Origin of the sequence: Anabaena sp. PCC 7938 (genome assembly GCF_049315035.1) — a bacterium.
Lineage (GTDB): Bacteria > Cyanobacteriota > Cyanobacteriia > Cyanobacteriales > Nostocaceae > Anabaena > Anabaena cylindrica.
Map to the genome: position 1 here is coordinate 5,660,302 of NZ_CP186034.1, position 13,650 is coordinate 5,673,951.

The following is a 13,650-nucleotide window of genomic DNA, read 5'->3' on the forward strand; positions in this document are numbered from 1 at the left end:
ATCATTATTTAATCAATTTGACTTAATGAATATCGACATCAGAGAATCGCTAAACTATAGCCGGATTACCTTCGCTCGATTCAGCAGCTTGCCAGCATGACGGTATCCAATATAACACACTTTCACTATTTCGCCATGTTCTGCTGTTCCCTCCAATAATTGATGTAGTTGGGGATTATAGGGTATTTCTGCGCCTACAGTAGCGATCGCTTCCACCCCCCAAGCTTGCAATAATCGATCAAGAGGCTTCTGCACCAAAGGTAGCATTTTGATAGCTTCTAGCTGGGGGTTATCCTTTGCTTTCTGTGCTGCTGTAGGCCAGAACAATAATAAAGACTCCAACATTTGCAAACTTGATTCCTGAAACTCTTGCTGTAACAACTCGCGCTGTTGTTCCAGTTTCAGTACAAGTCGCTGATACTCACCTTTTAAATCAGCAATTTCTTGTAATAATTTTGTATCAGTATCCGCGTACTGATTGTTAACCGTGGAACTGACATCAGAAAAAGTTGCTGCTAATTCACTTAATGATAGCTGTAAGATTTTTGATAGCTTTAGCAGCACCCCAACTCGCATTTGCTCCAGCTTTCCCCGTCGTAATTGCACAATTTGCCGCTCGGAAACACCAGCAGCACGACTGAGAGATTTAAAACTAGAAATACCTACCCGTTGCATTAAACTTTGCAAATTTTGGGTAAAGTCATCATTTGGCATAAGGCATGGGGTATAAGGCATTGTTATCTATTATACCCCATTATTATATTTTATTCTTCGAGCAAACTTCTCAACATCCAAGCTGTTTTTTCATGCACCTGCATTCTTTGAGTTAACAAATCTGCACTAGGTTCGTCATTTACGTCATCTACCAATGGGAGGATAGATCGTGCAGTTCTGACTATAGCTTCTTGTCCTTCTACTAATAGGTGAATCATTTCTTGAGCTTTAGGAACTCCTGGAGTTTCAGGAATAGAACTCAGTTTGGCATATTCGCTATAAGTTCCTGGTGCGGGATAGCCTAATGCTCGAATTCTTTCGGCAATTAAATCAACGGCTAAAGCTAGTTCGGTATACTGTGTCTCAAACATGAGATGTAAGGTTTGAAACATTGGCCCTGTGACGTTCCAATGAAAATTATGAGTTTTCAGGTACAGTGAATAGGTGTCAGCCAATAAGCGAGATAAACCTTCGGCAATTTTGGCTCTACTAACGTCATCAATACCGATATTGATATTTTTTGTTGCTGAAGATGACATAATTTTTTGCTCCAAATAATTAATCAAATCAAACTATGTACAGATATATAGCCTTTCCCACTCTAGTTAGATACAAAATTACTCCTTACCAAGGGGAGGGTGCGCGACAGCGCGGGTGGGGTGTATTTCATGAGATTGGGAATTGCTATATTGCAATATCTACTTTTCTGACTCAATACGTTTAATTATGAGATACAGCGGATTGCAGATCAATGAGGCTTCGCCGTGGGCATCAGCCGATAGCTTGCGTGGCGTAGCCATACGGTACAGCATCAAAATTGAAACCTATATACAAAGCCAGTTTCACTCCTGAATCCTGAATCCTGACTCCTGCTGTATATGCTGGCAACTTTTTAAGCTAAGTGCATTTTGAGAACACTGGGAGTAGCTTTTCTGACTCTGGCTAAAATGGTTTCTTTGCCTAGACTTTGGCAAGCTTCATAACGATGGCAACCAGAAAAGCCATAATAACGTCCTTCTACTTCTAGGACATCTATTGGTTCTTGCTGTCCAATTTCAGCAATTGATGCCATTAAGGATTTTACCTTTTGGGGATCATTCTGACGTGGTAATGGCCGCTGAATTTGATTTAAGGGAATTTCTTGAATTCTCACCATAAGCAATTTCGCTGTTTTGTTTTATGTCCGTAAATAAATCATAGTCGTTATGACTTTAACTTGCAAGTATTTGACGTAAAACTAGTAAATGATATTATGGTATTGAGTGTGCAATACAATAAAAGCGTTATAAAGCAAATTCCAACCTGCCCCGAAGCTTCACTATGGGAGCAAAATAGAGTTTTCATGAAAATCTTTTTTTGGCGTTCTTCCTACAAGATACTGACAACCTTTTGTTTATTGGGACTGGCTGCTGCATCAAGTCCTGTGAACAATAATCAAGATGTGGAGCTAAAAATTGGGATTGTCCAACGATTTGGAGCGACACCCACGGCTAAACTAGAGTTGACACCGACGAAAGGCGATCGCATTAAGCTCAAATGGAAAGAGGGGAATCAGCAGCAAACACTAGTCACTGCTAACCCCATCCAACTAGAAACAGTCATAGAAACCTTACCTCAACCAAAAATTGACGAAGTAGTTGTTTTAGGTAATTTCCGTACCTTTGAAACAGCAGAAGACAGCGCTAACAACTGGCGTTCCCAGGGACTAGAGGTAGAAATAGCTCAACCAGAACGCTGGCAAGTATGGGCTAAACGAGATGTTTACAGCACCCCTTTAGTAAGACGTTTGCTATTGCAAAGTATACAAACTTCAGGACAAAAACTGCCCTATTTAGATACCCAGATTCGCAAACAAGTACCGCGAGTGAGTTGGGTAGTAAATGACAAACGATATAGCCAGAATGATCTGGAAATTAGCACCGACAAAAACCTGATCCGGGTCAAAAAAGATCAAAAAAGCGGGAATACGCGTCTTTATGCTGGACGGATGAAATTACAACCCAATGCCTATGGTACTTACTCATTAGTAAATAAAGTGCCGTTAGAAACTTATTTGCGTGGGGTTTTGCCTTATGAAATTGGCACAAGTGCGCCCAAAACATCTTTAGAATCACAGGCAATTATTGCTCGTACCTATGCTCTGAGGAATTTACGCAGGTTTGCTATTGATGATTACCAATTGTGTGCTGATACTCACTGCCAGGTTTATGATGGGTTGAATGGAGTGGCTAAGACAACCGATCAAGCGATCGCGGCGACGAGGGGAATGGTACTAACTTATAATAACGAGTTAGTAGACGCACTCTATTCTTCTACCACAGGTGGCGTGACTGCTTCATTTAGCGATGTTTGGAATGGAGAAGATCGTCCTTACCTACGCCCAGTAGTAGATGCAGCTACAAATATTTGGCCTTTGACTGAGAAGAGTTTAGCCGACGAAAACAACTTCCGGCAGTTTATTAACCTGGAACAAGGATTTAATGAAAGCACCTGGGATGTGTTCCGCTGGAATAAGCAAACCAGCCTAGAAGATATTACTAAGGATTTGCAGAAATTTTTGCTGGTGAAAAAGAGTCCCTATGCCAAATTTAAAACTATTGAGGCCATAGCAATAACCAAGCGGAGCGAAAGTGGAAGGATTTTGGATCTGGCTATAAAAACAGATATCGGCGTTTTTACACTGCACAAAGATGAAGTTCGCAGTGCCTTTGCCGCACCCCGCAGTACACTATTTTATCTGCAACCTATCAACAAAGGTAAACCAGATATTTGGGGGTATGCCTTTATCGGTGGTGGACTAGGACATGGTGTTGGCTTGAGTCAAACAGGAGCTCAAAATTTAGCCAAACTAGGTTGGTCAAGTACCAAAATTCTCCAGTTCTATTATCCTGGCACACAACTAAAAATGCTCGGCAACGAAATTAAACCCCCACTATAACGCGCAAGCATGATAGCGGGGGGATGATGTCAATACTTTTAGTAAAGGTCTTCTTCTTTGTGGGTTTCGATGGTTACGTTAGAAGTTGGGTAAGCCACACAGGTCAATACATATTGAGCTTCAATCTGATCATCATCTAAAAATGATTGATCAGATTGGTCAACTGTACCAGAGATTATTTTACCTGCACAGGTGGAGCAAGCACCAGCACGACAGGAGTATGGTAAATCAAGACCTGCTTCTTCAGCAGCATCTAAAATATAGGTATCATCACCACATTCAATCGTTTGTTCACCGTCGGGAGTTTTCAGTATTACGGTGTAAGTAGCCATTGAGTAATCCTCTCTTGTAAAAACGGCAGTATAAGTTATCTTAAAGCAAAGCCTACAGCTAGTCTTATGGGATTAGCTGCTGATTTCTATTTGCTTTAATTCTGATACTACGGGAAAAATTAAACGTTGTAACCGAAAATTGACCACGATTAGTAATGAAATTTAGTTACTTGTTACTAATAAGTTTTATTTATGTAAAATCCTCGACCAGATAGATGGCAAAAAAACTTTTATAGGCATCAAAACAGTAACGAACCTGAGTTCGGAGTTTCTCCTATGCCTACGGCACGGCTTCGCCGAACGGAGACGCTACGCGAACGGAGTTATGATTTTTAAGAGCGAGAGAATAAGGGTTTGAAACTCCTACTGGGGACGAGTTCTCCACAAATTATCTTATGTCTAACTCAGATAGTAACGATTACCGAGTTATGAGTAAAAAAGTGAAATTATCAGCTAAGTGCAGATCTGGCAGAGAAGTCACTGAGTTCATAACTCAGCACTCAGGATTTCTGAAAAATGCTTTAGACTTGCTTTTTGATAGAATACCTATGGCATTGATGGCACTGTATGAGTAAGTTAAGAGTGCTTGTACAGTGGCTAAATTAACTTTGTTCAGCCAAAAACCCAACAAATAGAACTACGGAACATCATGTATAACTCTGATGCACACTTGGCTAATAGAACTATGCGGGTGGGTTTAGTGGGTACTGGGTATGCGGCAAAACTCAGGGCTACAGCATTACAGGAAGATGAGCGATCGCATTTAGTCGCAATTTCTGGACATACTACCGGAAAGACAGCAGCTTTTGCTCAAGAATATCAAACTCAGATGATCAATTCTTGGCAAGAACTAGTAGAACGGGAAGATTTGGATTTAGTTGTCATCTCCACGGTGAATCGTGATCATGGTAAAATTGCTCATGCAGCCCTTTCTAGCGGCAAACACGTAATTGTTGAGTATCCCCTATCTGTGGATATCAACGAAGCAGAAGAACTAGTCGTTTTAGCCAAAGCGAAAAATAAACTGCTGCACGTCGAACATATTGAACTTTTGGGTGGCTGGCATGAAGCTTTAAAACAACATTTAGCCGAACTGGGTGATTTATTTTATGTCCGCTACAGCACGGTCAACCCCCAACATCCAGCACCGCGTAAGTGGACATATAACCATGAGCTTTTCGGCTTTCCTTTAATTGGCGCTCTTTCTCGCTTACATAGGCTGACTGATTTGTTTGGCGAAGTCTTAAGCGTGAATTGTCACCAGCGATATTGGGAGACGGAAACAGATTATTATCAAACCTGCTTATGCGTGGTGCAATTGTGCTTTACCAGTGGGTTGTTAGCCCAAGTGATTTATGGTAAAGGTGAAAGTCTGTGGCAATCAGAACGCAAATTTGAAATTAACGGTGCAAAAGGGGGGTTAATTCTAGATGGTGACACAGGAATTTTAGTACAGGCAGAGAAAACAACATTGATTGATCTGGGTACTCGTCGGGGATTGTTTGCTAAAGATACGAATATGGTATTAGATCATCTTTTTCATGGAACTGCTTTGTATGTCACCCCGGAGCAAAGTTTATATACGCTAAAGGTAGCAGATGCTGCACGGAAAGCCGCAGAAACAGGTTTAACTATATTTTTAACAACAGAGTCATGAAAACTGCACCAATAGTTATTTTATCCCAGCGAGAAATAGAAAAAATGCGGCGGGCTGGACGTTTAGCCGCGCAACTTTTACAACATTTAGAACCTTTGGTAAAACCGGGTGTGACTACTCTCCAACTCAATGATGAAGCTGAACGGTGGACACAAGCACACGGTGCGAAAAGCGCCCCTCTGAACTACAAAGGTTTTCCCAAGTCGATTTGTACCAGTGTGAATGAGGTGATCTGTCACGGTATTCCCAATGCTAAACAAATTTTGAGGGAAGGTGACATTATCAATATTGATGTCACACCGATTGTTGATGGTTATCATGGTGATACTTCCAAGACATTTATTGTTGGTGCATCTGCGCCCAAGGTGCAAAAATTGGTAGAAGTAACAGAAGAGTGTCTGCGCTTAGGTATTGCGGAAGTGAATCCAGATGCGAAGATTGGAGATATTGGCGCAGCTATTCAAGAGTATGCTGAGGCGCATGGCTTTTCTGTGGTGCGGGATTTTGTGGGACATGGTATTAGTAATATTTTCCACACATCTCCAGATGTTCCCCATTATGGCATTAGGGGTAGAGGTAAGCGTTTGAGACCGGGGATGGTGTTTACCATTGAGCCGATGATTAATGAAGGAACCTATGAAGTAGAGATGTTAAATGATGGTTGGACTGCGGTAACGCGCGATCGCAAACTTTCCGCTCAATTTGAGCATACTATAGCAGTCACAGAAGATGGTGTAGAAATCCTGACTTTACCCGAAAGCTCAACGTATCTTTAACGAATCTGGACGTTAATTTGATAGGTTTTTAAAGGAGGAATATTCTTTTCCCAGGGACGTAAATAGTGCAGTTCTAACACAGTTGAACCCGAACTTTGGGCTGAGAATCGGAAAACTTGATTTTCTGATGCTCCTGGGGCTTGATCTGTTAATGGTTCTAATACTGAATCTCCCAAAGGTTTGAGCTTATCAGGATCATTTTTAATCATCTGCCAACTGTAGCCTGTCCCTGGGGTTGCTAACAATTTGACAATTAGAACACTATCTTTTTCAAGAATGATTTGACCATTATTGTTGGTATCATTAACAGTTGCTTCAGAATTTGACATAGAAATATTAGAATTCGCACTTACTTGTAAGACGATATTCAAGGTAGCAAGCAAACAAAAACCTATGAAAAATATAGGTAAAATTCGTTGGGGTAAAAACATAAAAAATTCTAAGTTTAACCTGGGTAATTAATTGCCAAGTCTGTAGTTTTCCTGCCTAGAGGCTTGGCAAAATTAAAACTGTACCTCACTGAACTCAAAACCCCTATATGTAAACAGGATTAATCTTAAATAATTTTCAAATCAATCCTGTTAATCTTTAAATCTTGATCTCACCAATTACCTAATGCGGAGATTTGGGTTGACCTTCAAGGGAGTGATTTTTTCTAACAGTTGAGGAGAAATTTTGTAAAAGTTACTTCTTGCTTGAGTCCAGGCAGCTCCATAACCAACACTGTTACTGTTATAAGCAATCCACATATACCCATTATCACCCCAACCTGTACCCCAAGAATTTTTGATTAACCAAGCTTGTTTTTGATCATCCCAACCGATGAGGGTAACACCATGATTAATTGCTCCACTGGCTTGCTCATTGAATACACCACCAGTGTAAGCTTGAAAAGCAGGTGTAACTCGGACAGCGATCGCTAATGGGCCATACTTACACATCGCCTGTTTCATTTCTTCCACAGTCGGAATTCCTCCGTTAGGCTTGACATATCCCCAAGCTATAGAACGGTAGGGAGTAGATACACCGGGGTTATAAGTATTATTAGTTGCGGTATAAGGTACAGTGCTTTCTGTGGCAGTACCGTTGTTAATTAAGAAATTGAAGGCATTTGACCACCAACCACCACCACAGCTACCTGCTCCACCCCAGTTAACAATGTGCTGTTCTGAAGTATCAGATGCAGTATTATTGCGAATTAAGTTATTACCTTCATAGGCTCCTAGAGTAGCAAACGCCCAACAACTGCCACAACCACCTTGATTCCGCACAGGTGTGACTTTATTTAAATTCCGCCAGTCAAAGGACTTAGCTGAGGCAAAACAGCCACGACGCTTGATTAATTGTAACTCAGGGATTATGTTTGGGTTGAGTCGTTCAAACTTGTCACGTTCAGCTAAATCTACTCTGAGAATGTCTGCTGCCAGTGCATTTTGTGTACTAGCTTGTGCTGGTAAATCATCTGGTGCTTTAGTAGCCGCTAGTTGTTCTAATTTATAATCTAAAGCACTTGTGTAGCCTACTTGGAAAGTCAGATTTTTTACCTGGATATCACGGCGGAGATCCACAAGTTGATTTTTAATTGTGACAGGGGCTTTTTGTTCGCGCTCCAGATAGAAGGGATTAAGTTTGATTTGAGTCGAATTAAGCTCTATAGATGGAGATGAAGGAATTTTCAATTGGGAATTATTTGGTCTTGTCCTTTGAGCAAAAGATATGTTTTGCAACATTCCCAAACTCAATAATGCAATGGTCGATATCTGCAATAATTTGAGGTGTTTCATAAGAATTGCTCAGAAATACTGAGTTAATTAAGTTCAATCTTTAGCGAGGTTTTTTGCTTGCTAATACCACATCTAAACCGCGTCTACTTTGAAAGCTATAGTTTTTGGAAATCAGGGTAAAGCTGAGAACTTATAGCCTTTCCCACTCTAGTTAGATACAAAATTACCCCTCCCCAACCCTCCCCTTACCAAGGGTAGGGTGCGCGACAGCGTGGGTGGGGTGTATTTCATGAGCTTGGGAATTGCTATAAACTACAACTGAATAATATACTTTCCTGAAAAACTCCAGATTTCAACATGAACTGGGTTTAGTGATTATGTAGACTGAAGTTTTTAGATATAGTTCCAGAAATTGACGTAAAAGTAACTATTAATTATCTCTCTCATTTATTAGGAATTCCTTCACAATCACAGGGAATACTCCTTCTGGCTTTTTCTCTACCCTAAGCGTAGTAACTGCTAAGTATGCAGGCAGAATTAATTATACAGATTGTTTTCCTGTTATCTGTTAAGAATTCTCTCTCTCCAACAATGAATTTAATTTTGTCCGACTACTTAACATGACATTACGCCTAAATTTATTAATGACGCGTACGTCTTATAAATAGTCTTCTGAGTTAGAATTTATTGAGGTCAAACTAAAAACATCAACTTTAACAAAGGGTTTTTAATATGCAGTCTGTAGATTCATCAGAGCAAATATGGCAGGATAGTGTAATTGAAGCTGTTACCAATTTAGTGAGAGCGGCTGACGGAGATTTTGAGTATATTGGCAAACTGGTAAATGTTGTCAGTGATTCCTCTGGCTTGGACAAGATAATTGATTTTCTCTCCAAAACTCCTCAAGGAAAACAAGCTTTTCAAAAGCGTCCACGGGTGGGTGATGTGGATTTACAAAAACTCTATAGTCTACCAGCTAATACCTTTGGATATGCCTATGCTCAACATATGCTAGAAAACAATTTACAGCCTTTACAACCAGGGTTAGTAGAAAATGATTACCAATTTTTTTCAGCGCATATCACCGAAACCCATGATATTTGGCATATCGTCACTGGTTGCAATACAAATATTCTGGATGAAATCCAATTAGAAGCATTCTATGTTTCTCAATTATACGCAACACGCTTTTGGTTGGCATTGTTAACGAAAAATCTGCTCAAAGCTGTTGTTTATGATATTGAACTTTCGACAAAATACATGGATGCCATAGCTCAAGGATGGATAATGGCAAAACAGGCTAAACCTCTGTTTGGCATTGAATGGAATCTTTTATGGGAAAGTCCATTGGATGATGTGCGTGCTTCCTTAAACATCATTCTCCCAGATATACTGTAAACGGATGAAATCATGACTTACGTCATACTGAGCGGAACGTAGTGCAGTGTTCGCGGAGCGTCTCGTAGAGAAGTATCTCGGAGATTCTTCACTTCGTTCAGAATGACACTTTTTACCCGTTTTTAGTATAGCTAAAAACTGAGTTTTGCCAGCTTTATCTCCCTAATTTATTAGGAATGCCTTCACAACCACCGGGAATAGTCTCTCTGGATTTTTCACCACACCAAGCGCAGCAGTAGTGACGGGTTGATTCAGACATTCTTTGTGCGTCGGTAAAATCGGCATTTTCGACGACTGCGCCTGTGTGTTCTCCAGTTTCGTACTCAGGTGGGTGGGTGCGACTGCGGGGTGAGGCTTTTTCCAATAAACCGTAAAATAAACGCACTCCGTTTAAATCAGCATTGCTGAGGTTGGCATCATATAAAATGGTACGGGATAGGTTGGCTTTGACTAAATCGCAACCGCTGAGATTAGCACGAACTAAATTAGCTTCACTCAAGTCAGTCCAACGTAAATCATTATCAGCAAGGTCTGCACCTGCTAACATTACTCCTAAGTCGATGACGCGGACACCTTCTAATCGGTCTTCGGCGTAGCCACCGATACCGTCGAGAATGGCTCTACCTAAACGACGATCGCGTTTTAATGGTGTGAGTAATTTAGAACGGGAGAGAAACCGGAGAATTTTGGCTTTACCACTACCATCTACACTACTAAAAATAGCGGCAGTCCGTCCTTCTGCGATCGCTCTTTCTTGTGGCCAATCTTCTAATAATCCTTCTTCGTCTAGCACCAAGTCGGAAACACCTTGGAAGTAAGAATCTATGGTTTGCTGTTGGGTGATGATGTTTTGCTGGGCTGTGAGCAAGTTTTGTTGAATTGTTAAGTCTTTAGAAATTACATATTGTCGCCAAGCTACATAAACGGCGATAATAGCTATCAAAATTTGCCCTAAAGCGCCAAACCAGTCAGCTAGAGTACCAGCAATATCCCAGTTTATCTTGTTTCCCAACATTAGCAAGCGATCGCCCACACCGCTAAATCGTAACAAGCCAAAAATGCCCGCTAACAAGCCCATAAAGGCTATAAAAATCGTTTTTTCTTGGGGAGAAAACCATTCCTGGATGACATCTTGCAACCAAGGTAAAAGCATCGCTAAGGATAACACTAAAGTTGCGGTGGTTCCCAAGATGCCCAGGAACGAGTTATTAATGGCGATACCAATAAAAGTGAGTGCGATCGCTAATAAGGTAAAAATTAATGCTCTCGGTTTAACTATAATCTTATGAATAGAACTTTCTTTAAAACCTGACGTAGCACGTTTAAGGGCATTTGTATTTTGAGAAGATTGTAAAGACGAAATTGCGGACAAAACTTGTTTTGCAGCCAACCCTTCTGCTGTTAGTCCATTTTCACCTGCACCACCGTCAAAGTCATCTGGTTGCAAGTCATAGTCAGGTTTCGGTTCTGTTTGAGGTGGATGAGAGGAGTTAGATTCAATCGTCATACATTTTATTTTCCCATACTTTTTCTAACCAAGATTAACAAATGCAGTTTGAGGAGTCAGGAGTTAGGAGTTAGGAGTTAGGAGTCAGGAGTTAGGAGTTAGGAGTTAGGAGTCAGGAGTTAGGAGTTAGGAGTTAGGAGTTAGGAGTTAGGAAAATAACCGCGAAGACGCGAAGGACGCGAAGAGAAGAAAAGAAAGAGAAGAAAGAAGATAAATCTTACACTGATAAGAGGGTAGCACCCTGAAATTATCTTAAATCTCAGAGTGCTAGGGGTATAAGTTTATTTTGAGAACACAAAACAAGAATTTTTTAAGCTAGTCCAACCAATTTTTCGCTTAGTTCCCAGAGACGCTTGGCTTTATCATCATCGCTGGCTTCGTTGGAAACTTCTTGTACAAAAGATTTGCGATCTTTTTTCTGTCTATTTCCCCAACTCCAATACATACCAGATTCATTGTATGCAGGATCAGCAACTACTTCTGCAACTCGTTTACCAGCATCCTCTTCTGACACATACCCTCCAGTAATGTACTTCTGGAATAGAGGGAAGAGTTTCTGGAATAATGGATAGTGGTCACGGAATAGGGCTGTTGTGGCTACACATCCAGGATAAAGAGAACTGAAGGTAATACCTGTGGATTCATGATAGCGTCGGTGCAGTTCCTTCATAGTCAGGACATTGCAAACTTTGCTATCTTTGTAAGCCTTGACGGGTTCAAATTTCTTACCATCAATCATGGTATGAGGTGCTTTAAATCCTGCTTCAAAGCCTTGTAAGTTGCCCAAATCTGGACGGGGGGGAATTTTTCCACCTAATTCTTTGGGATTGTGTGTTACCGTTCCCAAAATAACCAGTCTAGGATCTGAAGCTGATGATTTCTTCAAATCCTCTAACATCAAGTTACACAAAAGGAAATGGCCGAGGTGATTTGTAGCTACACTTAACTCGTATCCGTCTGGACTCCATAACGGCTCTTTAATCAAAGGCATATATATTGCTGCATTGCAGACCAAAGCATCTAATGGCTTACCAGTAGCGCGGAAATCTTGTACAAACTTCCGAACACTGTCTAAAGAGGCTAAGTCAAGATGAATTATTGTATAGCTGTCTTTTGGTATTCCCACTGTCTGGGCTGCTTGTTCTGTTTTTGAGAGATCCCGACAAGCCATTACTACGTGCCATTTACCAGTTTGAGCTAGAGCTTTTGCGGCTTGCAAACCGACACCTGAGGATGCGCCCGTAATTACGACGGTTGACTTCTGATGTTGTTCCATTCTGTTCAGACTGCGTTGACTGTAGTTGAGTTTTTATTTTTATATGTTCTCACAACATGATCACTAGCAGACATAGGAGATATTATGACTCATGCCCTGGTGTTGGCAATAGGTAACAGTGATGAAACAGACATCTAAGTAAATTAATTGATTAATTCTACCTAAACATGATATGATACATAGGCTTTAAACAAAACTTATCCGAATCTTCATTTTTTCCTCAATAAAACAAAAGATAATTAATAATACTTTGGTTGATTTCGATACGATTATTAAATATCAAAAAGTCTTAACATCATCTCATGAGTTGTGTAGGTGCAGCATGGTTGTTTGGCGATGCTTTATTGCCTGTGGGTTTATGAGTTTTTTGACAATTGGCTGTGGTGATTTGGCAATATCATCAGCAGAAAATACCAAGCAGGTTGTACAAGAAAGTAATGTTACTCAACTATTAACAGAAGTTAAGGATAGTCAAAAAGCTGATAAATTGTTACGTCAAGGCAATAGTTTTTTAGATAGCAATCGTTACAAAGAGGCACTATCATTCTATGATCAAGCGATCGCTATTAAAACCGATAGTCCAGAAACCTGGGTTAACCGGGGTAATGCATTGATAGCGTTGCATCGTTTTGAAGAAGCTTTGGCATCTTACGAAAAAGCGATCGCTATCCGACCAAATAAAAACGAAGCTTGGTATAATAAGGGAAACGCTCTAACTGCCTTAAACCGTTACCAGGAATCGGTTAAAGCCTACGACGAAGCGATCGCTATTCACGCAGACAAATACGAAGCTTGGATAAATCGAGGAATTGCGCTGACAAAATTACAACGCTACAAAGAAGCATTAGCATCTTACAATCAAGCAATTACCCTCAAACCCAATTTACATCAAGCATATTACAACAAAGCCTGTAATTATGCCTTACAAGACAACATTGAATTAACAATTGAGAACCTAGAAAAAGCCATTCAACTGGTTCCTGAAAAGTACAAGAAACTAGCCAAAACAGACTCAGATTTTGATAAAGTCAGAGATGAGAAACGCTTTCAGGTATTATTACAATAGATATAGTTGATTATCCCTTGCATCTACATACACAAGACCTGTATTATCAGGTTGAAAAAAACTTAGTTGATTATATTTAGGAGATACGAAAAAGCTCCTAGTTACTGGTGCAAGTGGTTTTCTCGGTTGGCATCTTTGTAAATTATCACAATAAAAATGGGAAGTTGACGGTACATATTCAACCCATTATATAGAAATTCTTAATGTCAAAATGGTGAAAGTAGATTTAACAGACTTTCAGGGATTAAAGAATATATTTTAG

General features: G+C 40.3%; 13 protein-coding genes and 1 pseudogene. 6 read left to right on the top strand and 8 right to left on the bottom strand.

The window, feature by feature from the left end:
- Positions 1–54: 54 nt before the first annotated feature.
- The 3 genes from grpE to ACOWPH_RS25250 all read right to left on the bottom strand — a co-directional run bounded on the left by grpE (position 55) and on the right by ACOWPH_RS25250 (position 1,870).
- A complete protein-coding gene (gene grpE, locus ACOWPH_RS25240) occupies positions 55–714 on the bottom strand; it encodes a nucleotide exchange factor GrpE (protein ID WP_015212865.1) in 660 nt (219 codons plus the stop codon).
- 50 nt (positions 715–764) lie between these two features.
- Positions 765–1,253 carry a Dps family protein gene (locus tag ACOWPH_RS25245; RefSeq protein ID WP_015212866.1) on the bottom strand — a complete coding sequence of 163 codons (489 nt, stop codon included), beginning with the start codon at positions 1,251–1,253 and terminating at the stop codon, positions 765–767.
- A 353-nt stretch (positions 1,254–1,606) separates the two neighbouring features.
- Complete coding sequence (locus tag ACOWPH_RS25250) at positions 1,607–1,870, bottom strand: ParB N-terminal domain-containing protein (RefSeq protein WP_015212867.1); 264 nt, start codon at positions 1,868–1,870, stop codon at positions 1,607–1,609.
- A 186-nt stretch (positions 1,871–2,056) separates the two neighbouring features.
- Between ACOWPH_RS25250 and ACOWPH_RS25255 the strand changes: the two genes are divergently transcribed.
- Positions 2,057–3,652, top strand: coding sequence for a SpoIID/LytB domain-containing protein (locus ACOWPH_RS25255; RefSeq protein ID WP_242043089.1), 1,596 nt, complete (start codon positions 2,057–2,059; stop codon positions 3,650–3,652).
- 38 nt (positions 3,653–3,690) lie between these two features.
- Here the strand turns inward: ACOWPH_RS25255 and ACOWPH_RS25260 are convergent, their stop codons facing one another.
- Complete coding sequence (locus ACOWPH_RS25260) at positions 3,691–3,984, bottom strand: ferredoxin (protein ID WP_015212869.1); 294 nt, start codon at positions 3,982–3,984, stop codon at positions 3,691–3,693.
- A gap of 649 nt (positions 3,985–4,633) precedes the next feature.
- On the opposite strand from ACOWPH_RS25260, the gene ACOWPH_RS25265 reads away from it, so the two are divergent.
- Both ACOWPH_RS25265 and map read left to right on the top strand, forming a co-directional pair.
- Positions 4,634–5,641: a Gfo/Idh/MocA family protein gene (locus ACOWPH_RS25265; protein ID WP_015212870.1), complete on the top strand. Its 1,008-nt coding sequence runs from the start codon at positions 4,634–4,636 to the stop codon at positions 5,639–5,641.
- On the top strand, positions 5,638–6,417 hold the full coding sequence (gene map / locus ACOWPH_RS25270; RefSeq protein WP_015212871.1) for a type I methionyl aminopeptidase: 780 nt from the start codon (positions 5,638–5,640) through the stop codon (positions 6,415–6,417). The genes ACOWPH_RS25265 and map overlap by 4 nt, the downstream gene beginning before the upstream one ends.
- Here the strand turns inward: map and ACOWPH_RS25275 are convergent.
- A complete protein-coding gene (locus ACOWPH_RS25275) occupies positions 6,414–6,848 on the bottom strand; it encodes a protease inhibitor I42 family protein (protein ID WP_015212872.1) in 435 nt (144 codons plus the stop codon). The genes map and ACOWPH_RS25275 overlap by 4 nt on opposite strands.
- 177 nt (positions 6,849–7,025) lie before the next feature.
- A complete protein-coding gene (locus ACOWPH_RS25280) occupies positions 7,026–8,201 on the bottom strand; it encodes a C1 family peptidase (RefSeq protein ID WP_015212873.1) in 1,176 nt (391 codons plus the stop codon).
- A 672-nt stretch (positions 8,202–8,873) separates the two neighbouring features.
- Between ACOWPH_RS25280 and ACOWPH_RS25285 the strand changes: the two genes are divergently transcribed.
- Complete coding sequence (locus ACOWPH_RS25285) at positions 8,874–9,539, top strand: Coq4 family protein (RefSeq protein ID WP_015212874.1); 666 nt, start codon at positions 8,874–8,876, stop codon at positions 9,537–9,539.
- Between the two features lie 154 nt (positions 9,540–9,693).
- Here the strand turns inward: ACOWPH_RS25285 and ACOWPH_RS25290 are convergent, their stop codons facing one another.
- Positions 9,694–11,046, bottom strand: a complete 1,353-nt coding sequence (locus ACOWPH_RS25290; RefSeq protein ID WP_015212875.1) for a pentapeptide repeat-containing protein — start codon at positions 11,044–11,046, stop codon at positions 9,694–9,696.
- 310 nt (positions 11,047–11,356) lie between these two features.
- On the bottom strand, positions 11,357–12,322 hold the full coding sequence (locus tag ACOWPH_RS25295; RefSeq protein WP_015212876.1) for a protochlorophyllide reductase: 966 nt from the start codon (positions 12,320–12,322) through the stop codon (positions 11,357–11,359).
- Between the two features lie 322 nt (positions 12,323–12,644).
- Between ACOWPH_RS25295 and ACOWPH_RS25300 the strand changes: the two genes are divergently transcribed.
- Together ACOWPH_RS25300 and ACOWPH_RS25305 are read left to right on the top strand one after the other, a co-directional pair.
- Complete coding sequence (locus ACOWPH_RS25300; RefSeq protein WP_015212877.1) at positions 12,645–13,388, top strand: tetratricopeptide repeat protein; 744 nt, start codon at positions 12,645–12,647, stop codon at positions 13,386–13,388.
- 88 nt (positions 13,389–13,476) lie between these two features.
- Positions 13,477–13,647, top strand: a pseudogene (locus ACOWPH_RS25305) (NAD-dependent epimerase/dehydratase family protein); the annotation flags it as partial.
- Positions 13,648–13,650 lie beyond the last annotated feature (3 nt).

Excerpts from the sequence above, each read along its gene's own strand:
- grpE (WP_015212865.1), bottom strand. The coding sequence starts at position 714 with ATGCCAAATGATGACTTTACCCAAAATTTGCAAAGTTTAATGCAACGG.
- ACOWPH_RS25245 (WP_015212866.1), bottom strand. The coding sequence starts at position 1,253 with ATGTCATCTTCAGCAACAAAAAATATCAATATCGGTATTGATGACGTT.
- ACOWPH_RS25250 (WP_015212867.1), bottom strand. The coding sequence starts at position 1,870 with ATGGTGAGAATTCAAGAAATTCCCTTAAATCAAATTCAGCGGCCATTA.
- ACOWPH_RS25255 (WP_242043089.1), top strand. The coding sequence starts at position 2,057 with ATGAAAATCTTTTTTTGGCGTTCTTCCTACAAGATACTGACAACCTTT.
- ACOWPH_RS25260 (WP_015212869.1), bottom strand. The coding sequence starts at position 3,984 with ATGGCTACTTACACCGTAATACTGAAAACTCCCGACGGTGAACAAACG.
- ACOWPH_RS25265 (WP_015212870.1), top strand. The coding sequence starts at position 4,634 with ATGTATAACTCTGATGCACACTTGGCTAATAGAACTATGCGGGTGGGT.
- map (WP_015212871.1), top strand. The coding sequence starts at position 5,638 with ATGAAAACTGCACCAATAGTTATTTTATCCCAGCGAGAAATAGAAAAA.
- ACOWPH_RS25275 (WP_015212872.1), bottom strand. The coding sequence starts at position 6,848 with ATGTTTTTACCCCAACGAATTTTACCTATATTTTTCATAGGTTTTTGT.
- ACOWPH_RS25280 (WP_015212873.1), bottom strand. The coding sequence starts at position 8,201 with ATGAAACACCTCAAATTATTGCAGATATCGACCATTGCATTATTGAGT.
- ACOWPH_RS25285 (WP_015212874.1), top strand. The coding sequence starts at position 8,874 with ATGCAGTCTGTAGATTCATCAGAGCAAATATGGCAGGATAGTGTAATT.
- ACOWPH_RS25290 (WP_015212875.1), bottom strand. The coding sequence starts at position 11,046 with ATGACGATTGAATCTAACTCCTCTCATCCACCTCAAACAGAACCGAAA.
- ACOWPH_RS25295 (WP_015212876.1), bottom strand. The coding sequence starts at position 12,322 with ATGGAACAACATCAGAAGTCAACCGTCGTAATTACGGGCGCATCCTCA.
- ACOWPH_RS25300 (WP_015212877.1), top strand. The coding sequence starts at position 12,645 with ATGGTTGTTTGGCGATGCTTTATTGCCTGTGGGTTTATGAGTTTTTTG.